Source organism: Bradyrhizobium sp. 137, from assembly GCF_023074095.1.
Taxonomy (GTDB): domain Bacteria; phylum Pseudomonadota; class Alphaproteobacteria; order Rhizobiales; family Xanthobacteraceae; genus Bradyrhizobium.
Genome location: NZ_JADPKU010000063.1, coordinates 95,324 through 112,942, shown reverse-complemented (window position 1 = coordinate 112,942; position 17,619 = coordinate 95,324). Strand labels below are relative to the sequence as shown.

The 17,619-nt window shown below is 58.4% G+C and carries 12 protein-coding genes; 8 read left to right on the top strand and 4 right to left on the bottom strand.

The window, feature by feature from the left end; all coding sequences use genetic code 11:
* Positions 1 to 60: 60 nt before the first annotated feature.
* Positions 61 to 861, bottom strand: coding sequence for an FkbM family methyltransferase (locus tag IVA78_RS19715; protein WP_247305549.1), 801 nt, complete (start codon positions 859 to 861; stop codon positions 61 to 63).
* 430 nt (positions 862 to 1,291) lie between these two features.
* Here IVA78_RS19715 and IVA78_RS19710 point away from each other — a divergent pair, with 430 nt between their 5' ends.
* Positions 1,292 to 2,419, top strand: a complete 1,128-nt coding sequence (locus IVA78_RS19710; RefSeq protein WP_247467161.1) for a polysaccharide pyruvyl transferase family protein — start codon at positions 1,292 to 1,294, stop codon at positions 2,417 to 2,419.
* 10 nt (positions 2,420 to 2,429) lie between these two features.
* Here IVA78_RS19710 and IVA78_RS19705 read toward each other — a convergent pair whose 3' ends face one another.
* Positions 2,430 to 4,094 (bottom strand): putative Ig domain-containing protein, encoded by a 1,665-nt coding sequence (locus tag IVA78_RS19705; protein WP_247467158.1) that lies wholly within the window; start codon positions 4,092 to 4,094, stop codon positions 2,430 to 2,432.
* Between the two features lie 293 nt (positions 4,095 to 4,387).
* Here IVA78_RS19705 and IVA78_RS19700 point away from each other — a divergent pair, with 293 nt between their 5' ends.
* A complete protein-coding gene (locus tag IVA78_RS19700; protein WP_247467156.1) occupies positions 4,388 to 5,206 on the top strand; it encodes a glycosyltransferase family 25 protein in 819 nt (272 codons plus the stop codon).
* Between the two features lie 58 nt (positions 5,207 to 5,264).
* Here IVA78_RS19700 and IVA78_RS19695 read toward each other — a convergent pair whose 3' ends face one another.
* On the bottom strand, positions 5,265 to 6,314 hold the full coding sequence (locus IVA78_RS19695) for a glycosyltransferase (protein WP_247467153.1): 1,050 nt from the start codon (positions 6,312 to 6,314) through the stop codon (positions 5,265 to 5,267).
* A 108-nt stretch (positions 6,315 to 6,422) separates the two neighbouring features.
* Between IVA78_RS19695 and IVA78_RS19690 the strand changes: the two genes are divergently transcribed.
* Positions 6,423 to 7,619 (top strand): glycosyltransferase, encoded by a 1,197-nt coding sequence (locus IVA78_RS19690; protein ID WP_247467151.1) that lies wholly within the window; start codon positions 6,423 to 6,425, stop codon positions 7,617 to 7,619.
* On the opposite strand, the gene IVA78_RS19685 is transcribed toward IVA78_RS19690, so the two are convergent.
* Complete coding sequence (locus tag IVA78_RS19685) at positions 7,608 to 8,606, bottom strand: glycosyltransferase family 2 protein (RefSeq protein ID WP_247467148.1); 999 nt, start codon at positions 8,604 to 8,606, stop codon at positions 7,608 to 7,610. The genes IVA78_RS19690 and IVA78_RS19685 overlap by 12 nt on opposite strands.
* A 928-nt stretch (positions 8,607 to 9,534) precedes the next feature.
* Between IVA78_RS19685 and galE the strand changes: the two genes are divergently transcribed.
* From galE to IVA78_RS19660, 5 genes are read left to right on the top strand one after another with little or no spacing between them, the layout of a single operon-like run.
* Positions 9,535 to 10,533, top strand: coding sequence for a UDP-glucose 4-epimerase GalE (galE, locus tag IVA78_RS19680; protein WP_247467145.1), 999 nt, complete (start codon positions 9,535 to 9,537; stop codon positions 10,531 to 10,533).
* A 38-nt stretch (positions 10,534 to 10,571) separates the two neighbouring features.
* On the top strand, positions 10,572 to 11,690 hold the full coding sequence (locus IVA78_RS19675; protein WP_247467142.1) for a glycosyltransferase: 1,119 nt from the start codon (positions 10,572 to 10,574) through the stop codon (positions 11,688 to 11,690).
* Positions 11,687 to 14,617 (top strand): trifunctional glycosyltransferase/class I SAM-dependent methyltransferase/polysaccharide deacetylase, encoded by a 2,931-nt coding sequence (locus tag IVA78_RS19670; RefSeq protein ID WP_247467139.1) that lies wholly within the window; start codon positions 11,687 to 11,689, stop codon positions 14,615 to 14,617. The genes IVA78_RS19675 and IVA78_RS19670 overlap by 4 nt, the downstream gene beginning before the upstream one ends.
* Positions 14,614 to 15,609 carry a glycosyltransferase family 2 protein gene (locus tag IVA78_RS19665; protein ID WP_247467137.1) on the top strand — a complete coding sequence of 332 codons (996 nt, stop codon included), beginning with the start codon at positions 14,614 to 14,616 and terminating at the stop codon, positions 15,607 to 15,609. The genes IVA78_RS19670 and IVA78_RS19665 overlap by 4 nt, the downstream gene beginning before the upstream one ends.
* A 50-nt stretch (positions 15,610 to 15,659) precedes the next feature.
* Positions 15,660 to 17,453: an ABC transporter ATP-binding protein gene (locus IVA78_RS19660; RefSeq protein WP_247467134.1), complete on the top strand. Its 1,794-nt coding sequence runs from the start codon at positions 15,660 to 15,662 to the stop codon at positions 17,451 to 17,453.
* The last annotated feature ends 166 nt before the right edge of the window (positions 17,454 to 17,619 follow it).

Sequence of the window (17,619 nt, the reverse complement as noted above, 5' to 3'; positions counted from 1 at the left end):
CGCATCCACGCGCCCGTTGTCCGCGGCTGGCGCGATTCATCGGCGCGGCCACGGAGGCGATCACTCCGGAGCGAACCAGCACTTCGGCAGCACGACATCATCCCTGTTGGCGACGTTTCTCCTGTCGAGGTCGTGAGGAAACCTTCTCGCAGGCGTTCGGCGAGAAACGCGATCCTTGCGCAAGAACGAGAATTCCATGATCGGCGGGACCTTGAACTCCCTGTATTCGATGGGTTTGAAGTAATTATTCGGATGAATGTGTACGACGTCGAAGTGCTTGGTGATCTTCTTGAAGACAGCGCCGATCAGCTTGAGACCGATGGGATTGAGAATTCTGTCCATGGAATGGAATTCGATGATCATGATCCTGAAGCGCTTCAGGTCGTCGCAGCTCGTTTCGATGAGAACCTCGTATTCGCCGCCTTCAATGTCCATCTGGAGGATGAGATCGCCGGTCCGAGGGCCCTTTCTCGACATCCAGTTCTCTAAAGTCATGAACTTGGCGTTGTTTTCGTTTCCGAGGAATTTCTTTTCGAAATCGAGTAGGTCATTGCGGATCGCGGGTGCATCCACCGAGAAGTCAGCGAGGAAACATGGGATGCCGCGTTCGGCAAGGCCGAGCTCGAAGTCAGAGACGTTGTAGACGCCCGGCGAAAAGCAACCGACGCAGCCATCGAGGTCGTCCGGAACCAAATAGCCGCCATCAGCCGATCCGCCCAGTCGAATCAATTTCTTGTCCGTCACGACAGGGAAAAGGTCCCGGAAGAATTCCTTGAGCTCCTCCTCCTTTGAGGTGCCGGATATCATAAAGTCGTTATCAAGCAGGCGGGCCTTTACGTAGTCTTTCAACAAACCGATCATGCGGTTGACTCCGAGCTCGCTAACGCATCTGGGTGCAGGCTTGCTGCAACAAGCGGCATTCCCGCAGGCTCGCTGCCTATGTTCGTTGCGATCAACACATTTGCCTGCCTTAAGACTTCAATAGATTCGATTCTTGTCATGAATATGTGCGGTGTTGTCGCTAATCGGCAGCGGTGCCGAGACTTGCCTTGGCTGCTAAGCCGATCTATTCCGTGCTCTGGAACCCGGTCAGCTTCCGCATCGGCGAGGGGACACCGAGAGAGGCACGTGAGCGTGATAGAAGCAGAAGCCGGCTGAGCGCGAAAGATCGAATGACTGACCGGGGAAGCTCGCAGCGCAACCGTCCGGCGTTCTCGCTGGCGGCACGCAGATGCGTCGTTCGCACAACCATAGCGGGTAGCTGGCGCAATGGCAGAAGTGGATTAGTCGAATGGGAAGTTTTGCCGATGCATCGAAAGCCGTTCGATGCTGTGATGCGACCGACGGGACCGAACTCAGGACGATGGCCGAAATTCCCATGAAGGACTCCCGTACACTGATTGCAGAAATGCAGGATGAGATCGAAAAGGTCATCGGGCCTCATCTGGAGGGTGTCGAGGATTTTGCGCTGGTGGATTTCCCCAACCACTCGAATGTGGGCGACAGCGCCATATGGCTGGGTGAAGAGACCTATCTGCAGAGGAAGCTAGGCCGAGCACCGTCCTACGTCTGCACCTATGACACCTGGTCAAAGCAAGAGTTTGAAAGAGCCGTTCCTGTCGGACCGATCCTTATCCATGGTGGAGGCAATTTCGGCGACCTGTGGCCCAGCCATCAGGAGTTTCGGCTCAGGCTTCTGTCGGAGTTTCCGGATCGCCAGATCATTCAGTTGCCGCAAACCATACACTTCTCCTCGAAGGCAAGTCTCAAGCGCGCCGCGGAGATCATCAACTCGCATAAAAAATTCCGGATTCTGGTCCGCGACGTGCAAAGTTTGAATATCGCGACAACGGAATTTACTGCGCCCGCCGATCTCTGTCCGGACATGGCATTCTGCCTGGGTGCGCAGAGTTCGCCAGCGGCAGTAACCAGGAAATTGTTGCTGCTGCTCCGAACAGATCACGAGAAGGTGGAGCAAAAGCGTTTTCCGCCGCTCCCGAATTTTGCGGTTGTCGAGGACTGGCTCATCGAACAACGAGGCTTGGGAAAGTGGTTGTTTGTCAAGGCGCTGCTCGAGACGGCGCTCCTCTTGCTCAAGGGCAGGACGCCGTCGGAGCTCGACGTGCGCATTCGGTGGTTTCACCTGCTCGCGTCGAACCGTGTAGCCCGTGGAATGAGGCAGGTTGGATCGTCGGCCTACGTGATCACGGACCGGCTTCACACGCACATCTTTTGCGTGTTGCTGAATGTGCCGCACTCGCTCCTTGACAACAATTATGGGAAAATCAGCACGTTCGTCGATGCGTGGAGCAAGTCCTTCGAAAAGTTGAGCCGGCCACTGAGCACGAGTGTGGACGACGCCCTCGCAAACTTTCTGAATATCGGCCAGGGCAGTTCGGCTCCGACGGATCAAGGTTGACGGTCGAGCATCATCCTCCGTACGGGCGGTTCGCCGGATCGTGCGCGTGGACGGTGAACGTTGTCGTTCTCTTTGTTGTCTGGCCCGCATTGTTTGCGCAGGAGATTGTCAGGTTGCTGACCCCCGTCGCCGTTGGAGCGCCATTGATCAGTCCGGTGGAACGGTCAAAGGCGAGCCCTTGCGGCAGTCCTTTGACGGACAAGGTCTTGGGCATCATGGCTCCGACATCGCACTCCCCATAGATGTCGTGGCGGTAGCTGTCGCCTGCGGCGGCTGAAAGGGGGCGCGTCGTCACGCGCGGGCCGCGATTGATCGAGAATCGCAGGGGCTCCATCGTTGAACCGTCAGGTTTGTAGCCATAAACGACGACATGAGACCGCCCGGCATTGCCTTCGGCCGTGAAGTCCGCGTTGATCGTGCGCGACGCCGCATCGTAGGAAATTCCTTCCGGGAATTGCGTAAACGTCGTCTGCTCCGTCATACCCGGTTCGGAGCTGTCATAGGGTACGACCTGGACGAATTCGGTAACGCTTGCATCGCCCCAGAGGGCCTTGGCGCTCGGCAGCACAATCTTGCCGTTGCCGTCGTAATCGACATTGAGATCTGCGACCGAAACCAGCGGCTTCCAATGCTTGACGCCTGTCGTCCGCCAGCCGCGGATCCAGTCGACATCGAGATAGGCGCCGGTCGCCGAACTGGCCCACGCTGCGGCGTCATACGCCTCGCCCGCGAACGTGTTGTTGAATACGTGTGACGTCAACAGCACAAATGAGGGCATATTCTTGGTATTGGAATCCACGGCAAACTGGGATCGAAGGGCGCCATCGACGTAGAGTTGGGTGTTTGCGCCGTTTCGAAAGACAAAGCTGAAGACGTGGAACGCGCCGTCCATATAGTCGAATGGTCCGGCGCTGTTGTCGGTCGAGATCGCCCCCGAGGTATGGACGATATTACTGAAGTGCATCCCTTGGGAGTTGCACTCCAGATCCCACTCGTTGCCGGTTGGATTGAGCACGGGTGCGACCGAATAGGTCCAGAACGCGGGATGAAAGCCGGCCGGATTTGTAAGCCTGGGGCTGAACCGGCCACGTATTTCGACGATGACGGCGTTGGCGGTCGGGTAGTATGCAAACGCTCCGGCGGTATGGATCATCGCGGAGAGGTGCGGCCGCACGCCTCCATTGATGGACCGGTCGGTCGGCGTAAGGAATTCCTGCTCGCGCGCTGTTGCCTTGCGCGCTCCGAGGCGCAGCACCGAGCCGGAGATCAACATGTTGTCGAAGCCAACCGCGACGCCGCGGTTGCGGTCCTTGTAGCCTGTGGTCAGCGGGTCGGCATCAAAAGCTGTCCCGAGCGACGTGGTATTGCCGCGGATGCCTGGATGATAGGCGCCAGTCGGAAAGAACTTGCCGCGAGGGTTTGCCGGACCCACGATATCGAGAGTGTTGAATTCATCACCCCACGACAGGGTATAGCCCGCATACAACCCACTGCCATTCTGGCCGACGACGGCGCCGCCGACGACCTGGCTGCGTTCCTTAAACAGCGGGATGAACTGCAGACGCTGTCGCAAACCATCATTGATAGCGGCAAGATAAAGGACTGAGGCACTGACAACTAATGATGCGACGAACAATGCTGCAATGGTGCTGGTGAATCGATGCTTTGATGGCATTCGCGCCTCTTTGCCTGAGACCGTCGCGACTTTCGCGAGGTACATAGTCACACGTCTGTGAGGAGCCGTTGGTTCGATCCAAGGCCTCCGAATGCGGACCGCTTTAGGTATAGCCGCTGAACGTATAGCCGCGGATTTCGCCGTGCTTTACGAAACAAAAATGTGAAATGGGCCACCAGCATGGCAGCGGCCGGGCAGGTGCCGCGTCCTTGTCAGCACAGACAGGTTCGCGGTAATCGTTTGGAGATCACGTGCAAAACGGTTCCCAATCAAGATGTCGGACTGATCGATCAATGGGCAGCAATCTCAGAATTGTGGCGATTAGTTTGGCCGGTTCCGCGCGCCGCGAGCGCGCGCGTGCAAATCTGGAGCCGCTTGAGATTCCATGGACCTTCTTTGATGCCCTGCGTGTGCCCGCCAAGGGGCTCCCGCAATATGATGAGGCGCTGGCCATTCGCTTTTGGGGCAGGGGCCTTTCACGTGCCGAGATCGGCTGCGCAGCGAGTCATATGAGCATCATGGCGCAAGTCGCAGCGTCAGACACCGACAATTCATGGACACTTGTGATCGAAGACGACGTCATCCTCGATGCCGGGTTCAGCTTTCGATCGCTTCCTGACATCTGCAAGGCTGCCGAGATCGGCTATCTCCGGCTGTATGGGCGACACATGGCGCCGTGCAAGCACGTGGCCTGGCTGGATCAGCGGGAATTGGTGCGGTTTGAGCGTGCGCCAATGGGAACGCAGGCTTATCTGATTTCCGGCCGTGCCGCGCGTCGATTTATCGACAGCGTGACAACGATCCATCGGCCAATAGACTGGGAGATGGACCGCTTCTGGGCAAATGGCCTCCACAATTATGCCTTGTTCCCTTTTCCGTGTCTTGAGCTAACGCTGACATCTTCGATCGTAAAGGCGGCGGAGTCGGTTCAGGGGCCTACTGCGCTCGATAGAGCGGCTCGGTTTGCGTGGAAATCAAAGGAATATGTTCTGCGCCTGACGGAAAATCTCCGTCTTCGCCAGTCCGACAGGCGGATTCGCGCCCGCCTCGCCGGCGCATCCAGTCTTTCCGGGCCAATGCCGGAGACAATTCGTACGATCGAAAGCGTGTGATCGATGAGGGCGTGGGACGAGATCTGACGAGGCGGGTTGCCTTTGCGCCGTTGCCCACTCAGGCGGGCTTGCGCCGGATGACACTTCCGAACCTGACGAGCGGCCGCAGGAGTTCTGCCCTGTTGAAGCGGAGCATGATCAGCCGGTACGCAAGCCAGAAAGGGCTCAAGAACAGCCCTGTGAACCAGACGATATGAGAGGCGGCTGCGCGCCAATCTGTTGTCGTGGTCAGCGCAAGCCATATCCCACGGCGCAGAAGTGAACTCGACGTGTCCGCGTCCTGCCCAACATAGCGCAGTCCCAATTTACGCGACGCGAGGCGATAGTTGACAAAGACGATCTCGTTATCGATCGGCCTTGCCGCTTGCACGTGCATGGACTTCTTGTCGCAATGTGCTTTCAGGATATCGAACTCTGCGACGCGGAATCCGATCTGTCTAGGAAAATCCGGAAAGCGCTGCGCCCGCCCCTTCGCGTCATTTCGGCTGATATTTCTGCCATGGAGCCGATATTGCCCCAGGATTTCCTGCACCGTGACCACGTCTCCGTAAAGAGGCGCTATCGTATTGAGGGCGCCGTCATATCCCACGGGCGGATTGAGCGGGACGACCTGTCGAAGAAACGCTCGGGAGTACGCATTTCCTGACATGACTGGCCAGATGTACGTTCCCGATCGTGTAAATTCTGCGTGCACATCGTCTGGCGCGTAGGATTTAGGAAACGCACAAAACGAGCGCCCAAGTCGCCTGCCGGCCCCGTCGATGATGTCCAGATTGAACTGAACTTTCGAAACACCTTCACGCCAGTGAGCAGCGACGTTTTCGACCGCCGTCGGCATCAGGATGTCATCCGCATCAAGGAACAGCAATACATCGCCTGTCGCTGCGCGATACCCAACTTCGAATGCTGCGATGTTGCCCTGATTTGCCTGAAATATGGCTCGAATCCTGTCACCATAGCCGGCGATGATCTGGCGGGAACCGTCGATCGATCCGTCGTCGACGACGACGATCTCGTCCGCCGGACGGGTCTGATTCAACGCGCTGTCGATTGCCAATCCGACATACCGTTCGTAATTGTAGACTGTTATGACGATGCTGATCTTCAACGCGTGTCGCTCACAATTTTGCAAGTGGCAGAAGAAGCTATCAATCCATGCCTTGATGAGCCAGAAGTAATTTCACGGTCCGCAAATCATCGTTGGTGAGGCAATCGCATGAAAATCGCTCTGATCGATCCGTCACTGTTTACTTGGCCATATGATCTTAAATTAGCCAAAGGATTGACCGATATTGGGCATGCGGCCAGCATTGTCGGGCGCCAGATTGGGCAGAAGCCTTCCGTTGATGAGGACCTGTTTCTTGACCGGCATTTTTATCCGGGATTGCAGTCGCGCTTTTTCAAGAAACTTCCACGCAATGTGCAGCTGGGGCTGAAGGGCCTCAGTCACGCTGAATCAATGACACGGCTGATCAGGCGCTTCAGGAGGACGCCGCCTGATGTGATCCATTTCCAATGGGCACCGCTGGCGATCGTCGACAGCCAGTTCATTCCCATGTTCAGAAGGGTCGCGCCAACGGTTCTGACGGTTCATGATTCGAATCCGTTCAATAACAATCCGAGCTCGCGGATCCAGCGGATTGGCGCGTTCAGCATTCTGCACTGCTTCGACCATCTTATCGTTCATACGACCGTTGCACGCGATCGCCTGCTGCGCGTTGGTATCCCGGACGAGAAGATATCCGTTATCGCGCACGGATTGCTGACGGATCATATCACCCGACCGGCCGACGAGCCCTCGGCCGGAGATGGGCGCGTTCAAATACTCCTGTTCGGCAAGATAAAGCCCTACAAGGGAGTCGACGTCATGCTTCGCGCGCTTGCGCTGCTTCCCCGAGAGGTCAGGGCGAATTGCGTGGTGAAGGTCGTGGGCTGGCCGGAAATGGCGATGGAGCCGCTGTTTGCGATGGTGAAGGATTTGCAGCTCGAAGATAATGTCGAATTCGACCTGCGTTTCGTTCCGGAAGATGATGTGACCTCTCTGGTTGCGCGCGCCGACATCCTGGCTTTTCCGTACCGGGATATCGACGCATCCGGCGTGCTGATGCTGGCGATCGCGGCGGGACGTCCGATTGTCGCGTCGAACCTTGGAACGTTTTCAGAATGGCTGAGCGATCGGGCAGAGGGGACGCTCGTTCCTCCAGGTGATCCCGCCGCATTGTCCCGGACGCTCGAGCGCTTGATCAGCGACCCTGATTATCGAAACCGCAAGAGTCAAGGAATGTTGGAGCTGCGAGACTCCGTGCCGACGTGGACCTCGATTGCACGCCTGACCGAGGCCGCCTATGCGAAGGCTGGCCGGCGTGTGGGCACGCCGGCCAGTGCCCAGGTTCTGCAGCGTTCAGGAAACTGAAGGGGTCATCTGCCAGGTGGTCTGGCGGATCCACAGGATACCCCAGAAAAAGCCAAGTGCCCACGCGAAGTGCATCACGACGGCGGCCGGCAGTGCAAGCAGCCCGCAAATTGAGCGATGTTTTACTGCAATCATCATTGCGGTCAGCGCCAGTATCGCCAGGTAGACCGCCGGCAATGTCAACAGCAGCGGTGCAGCCGGCGCCAGCACGATGGCGCCCAGCATCAATGCAACATGAGTGGGCACCAGGAATTGACGCAGTCGCAACGATCCTGGATGCCGTCTCACCGTTCTCGATCGACCACGACCGTAGTTGAAGTACTGCTTCGCCAGGCTCAGAAATCTCGATCGCGGTCGATATGAAAGGCGGATGTCCGAATCCAGAAATATCCGGCCGCCGAGTGCACGCAGCCTGCAGTCAAACTCTGCGTCTTCATTATGAGCGAAGGTCTCGTCGTAACCACCAGCCCTGCGGAACGCGTCGATGATCATCGCCGCATGATGCCCGTGATCGACAAAGCCGCTTTGCTTTCCGCCGCGATGTGCCGATCCGCCCGAACCGACCTTGGTGTCCGAGACCCATGCGACGGCCTTTTGCAGGCAGCCGTCACCACGCGAGTCCATGGGGACCACGACCGAGTCGGCTTGGCGCTCGTCCAAGGTCTTGAGGAGGCGCGAAACATAGCCGGTCGGATATTCGCAATGGGCGTCACACCGCACCAGGACCTGCGCCGCAGCACCATAGACCTGTACGGCTAAATTGACCCCGGCACTCTGCAGCCGCTGGGGATTGCGCAACAGATGGAGGCCGCCAATCTCGTTGGCGAGCTGGCGGACAATGTCAGGCGTCCCATCGGTGCTGCCGCCATCTGCAACCACTATTGTGCGATCTTCGTGGAGATTGTCCTGGGCCAGGTTGCGGACAACGGTCTCGATATGGGAAGCCTCGTTCAAAACAGGTATGACGATCAGGACGTTTCTGGACACGGTTTAGCTGCCACTTGCCATTGTTTGCTCAATCCATTGGCAGGCGCGAGAATGTTCCTTGATGCACGCCAAAGGAGGCGTGGACGGTCCGCTAAAAGAATGGCCAACTCGTGACTGCTTCTTTGATGCATCGTCAGATAGGGGGCATACTGATGGTGCCTTAAAATGGGCGATCTATTCTGCATGAATCGTGAATAGTGCGTGCCCGATCGCTCGAAGATCGGAAGCGAACCTGACCGGAGTGATATGTGAGAGTTGTTGTTGCTGCCCCCGCTTTGTTGCTGGCGCTGTGTCATCCTGCATCGGCCGATCCGATGACGTTGGATTTTTCATGGCGCGGGGCGCGCGGCTGTATCACGCTGTTCCCAAATCCGGAGATGCGTCTGCGTAACATTCCCGCTGGTGCCACTTCGATGACGCTCACACTTGCGCAAGGAACTCGCGAAATGGGAGGCCAGGACGTTCCGGTCCCCGGAAATGGCGTTCTGCCGTCGGGGACGATACGGACATTTGGTCCTTGCAAGCCGGGTCTGTATGAATGGACCGCCCTCGTGAAGTCATCGACGGGACAGGTTCTATCGGAAGCGCGTCAGGCGCGATTCTATCCCGCGGACGAGACCGCAGCGAAGCAATAATTTCGCAACGTCAATCCTCGTGTTGCACCGTTTCGGGGTCTTTGCAACTGCGCGTGGCAGCTCCACGCGTCTGCGCGCAGCCGATTGATCGTACGAATGAAGCCACAATCCATCTAGATAAGAATTGACTGGAATTTGGAATATTGGAGATCAAGAACGAGATCGTGCTTCGTGACAAGGAGTTGAGTGTTGTTGGCGCGAAGGTTGATGAAGACGCGTAACGATGTCGCCGATCCGACAAATCTCGGTAGTCCCCCACCTCCGAGCGATGTGGGGCGCGCGGACGCGGCGAGATGAAAAAGACCGTTCTGGTCACCGGCGGTGCGGGCTACGTCGGCTCGCATTGCTGCAAGGCGTTTGCGATGGCGGGCTGGAACGTCGCGACGCTCGACAATCTTTCCCGGGGCTGGCGCGATGCGGTGCGCTGGGGACCGTTGGTCGAGTGCGATATTCGCAATTCAGCCGGCGTGCGCGCAGTGCTGGAAACCTACAAGCCGGACCTCGTCGCGCACTTTGCGGCGCTGGCTTATGTCGGCGAATCCGTGGCCGATCCGGCCATCTATTACGACAATAACACGAGAGGAACGCTTGCCCTCCTGGAGGCAATGCGAGCGGTCGGCTGTTCGCGCGTGCTCTTTTCCAGCACGTGTGCCAGTTACGGAGTACCCAAGCACACCCCGATAGACGAAACACATCCGCAGGCGCCGATTAATCCCTATGGTTGGTCCAAGATGATCATCGAACGTATGCTGGAGGACTTTGGTCGTGCGTACGACATGTCGTCGGTTTCGCTGCGCTATTTCAACGCGGCGGGCTGTGATCCTGACGGCGAGATCGGTGAGCGCCACGAACCGGAGACGCATGCCATTCCGCTGGCGATCGAAGCGGTGCGCCGACCCGATCGGCCTTTCACCATTCTGGGAACGGACTTTCCGACGCCGGATGGAAGTGCGATCAGGGACTATATCCACGTCAATGACCTAGCGCAGGCGCACCTTCTCGCAGGTGACATGCTGGTGGCTCGAGGCGGTACTCATGTCTTCAATCTCGGTACGGGGGTCGGCACGAGTGTGCTCGAACTAGTAGAGGCCGTGAAGCGTGTCTCCGGAAAAGACCCGGTCGTCAGGCGCGGCCCACGCCGCGGGGGGGACCCGCCCATGCTCGTTGCCTCCTTTGCCAAAGCCAAGCGGGAGCTCGGTTGGAGCCCGCGGCAATCCGAGATCGATTTCATTATCGAGACTGCACTGAGGTGGAGCGATAGCAATCCGTCGGCATATTTCGCACGAAGATGATCGATACCCCATTCGCAGGAATTGGATTGGGAAGGGGCGTGACGCATGTCTCCGTGACGTCGGCGTCCGATGTTGCGGAAACGACGTTGAGCGATGGCATGACGGTGTTCTGGCGCGCCAACCAGCCGATCGGCCATGTGCTGATGCATGAAGGGCAAATTGCGGACGCCAGGATCGATCACATCGACGACGGCTTTCTGTCAGCCGTCGACTCCAAGGTGCGAACTCCGACAGAAGTGAGACTCTCGGCGAGCGTGGTGATCTGCACGCGCGACCGTCCGGACGAGCTGAGCAAATGCTTGTCGTCGCTGCCGAGGCAGACCCATCCTCCAAGAGAAATCATTGTGGTGGACAATGCATCGCGCGATCGGCGGACGCGGGATGTCGCGTTGGCCGCGGCAGCAACTTATATTCGCGAGGATCGACCCGGTCTGGATATTGCTCGCAATGCCGGCGCGCTCCAGGCGACCGGAGATATTGTCGCCTATACGGACGACGATGTGCTGCTTCACCCGGGTTGGCTGGAGCAACTGACATGTGCGTTTGACTCTCCCCAGATCGGTGCGGTGACGGGACTGGTGCTTCCGGCCGAGCTCGCGACCGAGGCGCAACGGCACTTCGAGACGTATTGGGGATTTAACAAAGGCTATCGCGAACAGGATTACGACAGCGCAGCCTTCCGATCGCATCGCGGTCGGGTCCTTCCCGCGTGGGACATCGGCGCCGGAGCAAGCATGGCATTCCGGCGCGAGGTGTTTCAGGCCGTCGGACTTTTCGATGAGCGACTGGACGTCGGCCAGGCCGGCTGCTCGGGAGACTCGGAATACTGGTATCGATTGCTCGCGGGCGGCTACACCTGCCGTTATACTCCGGCGTCGGTCGCATTCCATTTTCACCGCAGGACGATGGACGGCCTGGCCAGCCAGATCTATCACTACATGCGTGGTCATGCGGCAGCGCTTCTGGTGCAGTATGAGCGAACGGGGATCTCGGCGAACCGGCGTCTGGCCTACTATCACAAGCCGCGTTGGTACCTCTCTCGGCTGCTCCGGAAAGTAGTGGAAGGAGACAGCATTCGCGACCGCTTCCTGAAGGAGGAGGTGACCGGATATCTCGCCGGATTGCTGTTCTATCATCGCCGAAGGCTTCGCAGATGACGGCCCATCCGCGTACGTCCGTCGTGATCGCCGCACGTGATGCTGCAGAGACCATTGCTGAAACGCTTGACAGCCTGCTCGCGCAGAGCGCCCCTGACTGGGAGGCGCTTGTCGTGGATGACGGTTCGATCGATCCCACGGCCGCGATCGTTGCTGAATATGCGGCGCGGGATTCCCGCTTTCGTGTTCTGCAGTCTGGCGGAGGAGGCGCTTCAGGTGCCCGCAACAAGGGAATTGCAAGCGCGCGCGGCGAACGAATACTGTTCCTTGACAGTGACGATTGGATTGATCGGTCCTTCCTTGCCCGGATGAATGCTGCGCTGGATCTGGATCCTTTGGCGGTGGCCGCCTATTGCAACTGTTGCCGGGTTATGCCTGACGGCAGTGAAACTCCCGTGCGCTGCGATCCGGCTATCCAGGACAACGCGTTCGAGCGTTTCGCTCGGACGTGTGCCACGTTCATCCATGGCGTGCTTGTCCTAAAGAGCGCTGTTGCAAAGGTCGGTGGCTTTGAGACCAGCCTCCGCACGTGCGAAGATTGGGACCTGTGGCAACGGATCGCACGCTGCGGCGGCAGGTGGATCCATGTCGACGAGAAATTGAGCTATTACCGGACAAGCGACCGTTCACTGACGCAAGATGTCAAACGGATGCTGGCCGACGCGCGGGTGGTCATTGCTCGCGGATTTTCGAGTGATGACCGCGTCAGCGAGCCGGCACCCGAACATCGGGCGGGAGCGTCAACTGCATATGGCAGCGCCGAGGCGGCGTATGCGTATTTCATGCTCTGGTGTGCCGGATTTGATTGCGGCCGCAGGAATGCCAGTGATCCAACGCTGGAAACGCTGAGCGACATTCCAAAGACCGAGACAGCGGCGGACTTCATTGCCGCTGTTCTGCTCGATGCCGTGATGGTCGGGGCAAGAACGGTACCCGCCAAGCTGGCGGAACGGTGGCCGCAATACGGGGAGGGCGTAACCAACCTCATTTCAGCGATCGGTCGCGCATGGAACGATCCGGCGGCAGGGCGTAAGTGCCAATACCGCTTTGAGCGGAAAGTGCTCGACTATGACGATCTTTCGGCGCCCAGGGTCCTCACGTTGACGTTCGGCACGTGCGTTGACCTTCGCCGTATCGGCACCATCAGGCCGATCGGGACTATCGATCGATTGTACGTCTATCTCTGTGACGGGCCTCGCATCCTGACGCTGCTCGATATTGGTGCCCTCGGCGCTGTCGACAGCCGCTTCTGGATCGCGCTGGCCGCCGATGGCCTCGTTCACTTGCAGGTCAAAGACCAGATCGGAAGGCTGGTTCGGGCAAAAATCGCACTCCACAAGCGGACCGAACGACTTCAAACTTTCATGCGAGACGGCCGAGATACTCACCGGGGGCGGCTACGCGAGTTGGCCTCGCGGGCTTCATGTGAGGCGCGGTCGCGAGCCATCTCAGGCATCTCCGCTTCCAGCAGTCCTATGCGATGTGCCAGGCGATCTCGAGACACCGCACGCAAGCAATTTTGGGAGGAGTTTTTCGAGCAAGAGGATCCCTGGAACTACGGTTCGTCGTATGAACAGGAAAAGTACACTCGGCAGCTCGAGCTTCTGCCAGACCAGCCAATAGATCGCGCGCTCGAGCTCGCGTGCGCGGAAGGACACTTCACGCGCCAATTGGCCCGCAGGGTCAGACGCCTGTGTGCCGCCGATATTTCAACCAAGGCGCTCGGTCGCGCTCGTGTCCGATGCAATGGGCGTCAGAACATCGAATTCTCTCAATTGGATTTGTCCGCCGATCCGCTCCCACAGGACATCGATCTGATCGTCTGCTCCGAGGTCCTTTACTACCTTGATGACGAGGCCGAACTAGAATCGGTCGCGAGGCGACTGGTGCAGGCGCTGCGTCCTGGCGGCTACCTTATGGCGGCCCATACCTTTGTGCTGAAGGACAACATGTCGCGAACAGGGCTCGACTGGGAGAGCCCGTATGGGGCGGAGACCATCACGCGGATTATCCAGGGCGTACCCGGACTCGCCCTGGAGACATCGATCGAGACGGAACTGTACCGTATCGATCGGTTCAGGCGGTTACTCCCGGGCGAAGCCGCCCCTGACATACAGGTGAAATACGCGGCTATCGAGGCGCCGATTGAGGTCGAGGTTGCGCGGTCCATCGTGTGGGGTGGGGCTGTGGCGCGCAGGTTTGACGTCACCCAATCCGAAAGACGCACGCACGCTCCGGTCCTGATGTACCACCGAGTTGCGGTTGAAGGACCAGGTGAACTGGCGCGCTACCGCCTGTCTCCCGATGCGTTCCGGCAACAGATGCTGTGGCTTCGCCGCAATGGCTATCACACGATCAACTCGGATCAGCTCGCCTGGTTCGTGGCAAACAATCATCCGTTCGTCGGCAGGCCGGTGCTGATCACCTTCGACGATGGGTACGACGATTTTGCCGAGCATGCATGGCCGATCTTGCAAGCAAACGACTTCTCGGCAGAAGTCTTCGTTGCGACCGATTTCGTGGGAAAGCGGGCGGAGTGGGATGCTCAGTTTGGAGAGCCCGCTTCGCTGCTTGGGCCGACGAGGATCGCTGCGCTTGCCGCCGAGGGCATATCCTTTGGCAGCCATTTGGCGAGTCACCCGCGCAGCGAGCAACTTGCGACCCGGACTCTCGCCGAGGAATTGACGCGATCTCGCGCCCAGTTGGAACAGTGGCTTGGGCGATCGATAACGTCGCTTGCCGCGCCTTTTGGCTCTACCGATCAGCGGCTTGAAATTCTCGCCGCCGAATGTGGTTACAAAACTCTGTTCAACACGGTCGGACGGGCCGTAACACTGAAGGACAATCTGTTGGATCTGCCGCGAATTGAGGTCAGAGGCGATTTTACGTTGGACACATTCGCTCGTTGCCTGGAGCAGTACCAATGAATACGGGGGCGCTCCTGGTCAGCGTGGTTATTCCCGCCTTCAACGCCAGTGCAACGATCGACGAGACGCTTCGCAGCGTCAGATCCCAGTCGCACCGGGAGCTGGAAATCATTGTCGTGGACGACGGCTCCACAGACAACACGGTCGCAGTTGTCCAGCTGCATACGGCTCAGGATTCGCGAATAACAATCATAGAACAGCGTAATGCGGGGGTCGCGGCCGCCCGGAATGCGGGCTGGCAGGCGGCGGGCGCGGACTTCGTCGCGTTCATTGATGCCGATGATCTCTGGACGCCCCGCAAGATTGAGCAACAGCTTCAAGCCTTGCTTGATGCAGGAGAGCGGACCGGTCTTGTCTACAGCTGGTATGACTGGATCGATGCCGATAGCCGCGTAAGTGCCAGGTCCGATCCCGTCTTTCATGCGGGCGAGGTGCTAGACTATCTCTGTCAGGGAAATTTCATCGGCAACGGCAGCTCGGCGCTGGTCCGCCGGGAAGCCCTCATAGCTGCAAAAGGTTTCGAGAGCGGACTCAGGGCATCGGGGGCAGAAGGCTGCGAAGATCTGCTGTTCTATTGCCGTGTCGCGGAGGCGTACCACTTCGCGGTCGTGCCCAAGTATCAGATTGGCTATCGGTACCTCCCGAACAACATGTCAAGCAACAAGACCCGAATGTTCCGGTCGTGGATGCTGGTCGCGGATGAGATCATGACGCGACACCCTGAGCGCACGGCGCTCCTAGACCTGGGCCTCAGAAACTATGCGCGTTGGCTGCTTCGGAGAGCTCTGACGGGCGGTCAGTTGTGGTACTTCGCTTCAATCTTTGGACTGCTTTTCAAACGGAATCCCTTGCTCGCGCTCAGGGTCGCCGCGCACGATGTGCCGCGTGATACCGTCTCGGAAATCCGGTGGAAATGGCGTCATCAGCGTCGCAGGGCGGTTCGACCTTCGGCGTCGTTGTTTGCCATCGGCGATCCAACTCAATCGCTATGACAGAGCACGCGAACAACATACGCAGACCGAGAGCTGCTCGGCACGCAGCGTTGGTCGAATTGTTCAAGCTGCTCAAGCTTGCTCCACTGCCCGGTTGGGTGACGCCCGCGCTGATTGTCCTTGGCCTGGCTGCATCGTTGGCGGAGACGGTCGGGATTACTCTCGTGCTCCTGTTCTTCTATTTCGCCATGGGTCAGGTGGAACTTGCAACGTCGACCAGTGGCCTCCTGGGCGAAGCGCTCCGATATGCGGCGAACTGGTTTCACAGCTCGACCGAAACTGCTGTCGTGCTGCTCCTTCTCATCATTGCTCGCGGTGCTCTTTCCTTCATCAACGCACTAATCAGTGCACGTGTTGGAGAGCAGATCAATGAAGCCGCGCGCAACCGCGTCCATCTGCAGTATCTGTCGACTTCGTATTCATTCTTCCAACGCCATGAGGAGGCATATCTCATGGAGGTGTTGGGAACCGAGACATGGATAATCTCTGGAGCATACGCCAGCCTTACCCGCATTATCGTGAGCTCGTGTTCGATTTTTCTCTTCGCGTCTTTTCTGTTAGCGCTCTCGATCAAGGTAACGGTCCTTGCCATCGTCGCCTCGATGATTGTATCGGCCGGATTGCGCCATCTTTCGTTGCCCATGCAGCTGTTGGGTGCCGGCGTAAAGCTGGTTCATCAAAAGCTGGGCGAGCATATGCTGATGACACTCCAGGGTATGCGCACGATCCGCGCGTATGGCCAGGAGGAGATTCACCAGAAACGCTTCGAGCAGGCTTCGACGCAGGCCCGACAGGTCGCGCTGCGGCTTGCGCGCCTATCCGCCCTGGTCTCGCCTCTGACGGAGGTGGGGTATCTTGTCGTGCTGTTTCTCGTCATCGCGTTCGCTGATTTATGGGGAATCGGCTTCGCGACGAGCCTGACCGCGGTCGCGTTGCTCTATCGATTGCAGCCGCATATGCGAGATCTGGAAGGGAACTTGCTGTATATGGCGCAGATCGAGCCGCAGCTTCGGTCCATCAGACATATGCTGTCGATAGATGACAAGGAGTACCCGAACGCCGGGCACGTTGCCGTGGCTAAACTGGAGAACGGCATCTCATTTCGCAACGTGACATTCCGCTATGATGCCGGTACGGAGCCCGCTCTTTTGGATGCTTCGTTTGACATTCCTGCGGGGAAGACCACTGCGCTCATTGGAGCCAGTGGCGCGGGCAAGACCACGATCGTAAATCTATTGTTGCGACTCTATTCGGCCAACGAGGGTGTCATACGGGTTGATGGGCGATCCATCGAAGACGTTCGTCGAACCGATTGGCTCGGCATGCTCGCGATTGCGGGCCAGGATGTCGACGTGGTCGAAGGCACGGTGATCGAGAACGTTCGGATGGCCAAGAACGACGCCTCCGAGGAAGAGGTTCGGCAGGCGCTGCGGGTCGCGGGCATTTCAGAGGTCGTCGAGGCCTTACCGGACAAATACGACACCTGGATAGGACAGCATGGCCTGCGCTTCTCGGGCGGTCAGCGGCAGCGTCTTGGTCTTGCGCGAGCGATTGTGCGCAATCCGAAGTTCCTCATCCTCGACGAAGCGATGAGCGCGCTCGATCTGATACTCGAGGACAGCATTCGACGCGCGATCCAGCTACAATTCAAGAACCGAACCTTGTTGCTGATAACACATCGCCTGGATTCAGTGCGTGATGCGGACCACGTGGTGTGCATTGAAAACGGCCGGGTTCGCGCTGAGGGCCCTCCCGCGAAGGTCCTGGCGAGTCGAGGAGCGTGCGTAACAGGAACTTCGCAAGATGATGTGCTCACTTATCGGATGCGGAATACGGTTCCCTAATCGGAACCCAGCGTGTTCGGCGCTCGCCCAATGAATGACGGCCCCTGCACGGAGCCTGCTTGATGCAAGCAGCGCGGACTTCACATGAGCCCGTAGCATTACGGTGTCTCCGCAGAAATCTCCAGCCGTCAGCTGATTCTCTCGGCATGCGTCAAATTGCGTCGAA